The 846-nt window shown below is 68.9% G+C and carries 2 protein-coding genes; both read right to left on the reverse strand.

Annotation, left to right across the window (positions count from 1 at the left end; genetic code table 11):
• A partial coding sequence (locus tag AC01FP_RS18105) for a hypothetical protein (protein ID WP_474482199.1) occupies positions 1–668 on the reverse strand: 668 nt, incomplete at its 3' end.
• Positions 669–676: 8 nt separating this feature from the next.
• A complete protein-coding gene (locus AC01FP_RS18110; protein WP_474482201.1) occupies positions 677–844 on the reverse strand; it encodes a rhodanese-like domain-containing protein in 168 nt (55 codons plus the stop codon).
• Between the last annotated feature and the right edge of the window lie 2 nt (positions 845–846).

The raw sequence follows: 846 nt of genomic DNA on the forward strand, positions 1-846 counted from the left end.
AGCGCCCCGAGCATGCCCTGGGTGCCTGCAGCCAGCGGCACAGGCGCGAAGTCGCCTCCGGCCACCCGGGCCACGACGGCCTCGGCTTCCTCGAGATCGCCACCCAGACGACTCGACAGGCGTCGCGACACCCACCAGCCGATGGCGCAGACGGCCCCGAAGAGGCCCACTCCGGCGGCCAGGACGAAGCCCACCAGCCGGTCCACGCGCCGCTGCGTGGCTTCACGCTGGCTCTGCACCGTGGATTCGAGGGCCTTGCGCAGCTCGGCCGAGAGCGACTCGAGCTCGCCGTAGGCGATCATCACCTCGTCGTTGTCGGGCGAAGGCTTCTTCATCGCCCCGATGGCCGCCATCCCGCGGGACCACTCGAGGAGCTTCGGCCCCAGCGCTTCCGGAGCCTGTTTCAGGTGACCCTCGAAGTGCTCCTGGGCCTGGTGGAGGGCCTCGGTCGAGGCCTTGGAGCCACTGGTCAGGATCAGTTCGTTGAGCGCACGCAGGTTGGCGTTGACACCATCCTGGAGCTGGAGCACCGCATGCGTCTGCAGGTTGGCCTCGTGCACGTCGACCGAACTGCGCCACCCGGCCAGCCCTGCGGCCAGACAGGCCGCAGCCGCGAAACCGAAGCCCAGGGTGATCAGGCGCCGGGTCGTGATGCTCTTGAACGACATCGCCGGCTTCAACGCTGGACCGCGTTGCCGGCCGACTCCCATTCGGCGAATCCCCCACGCATGTACATCACGTTGCGGTGCCCGGCCTTCACCGCCAACACGGCTGCCTTGTACGACTTCCAGCCGGTCGGGCCGTCGCTGTAGAACACGATCGGGGCGGCCTTGTCGGCGGGCAGCT

It is taken from the genome of Cyanobium sp. NIVA-CYA 375, from assembly GCF_056108345.1.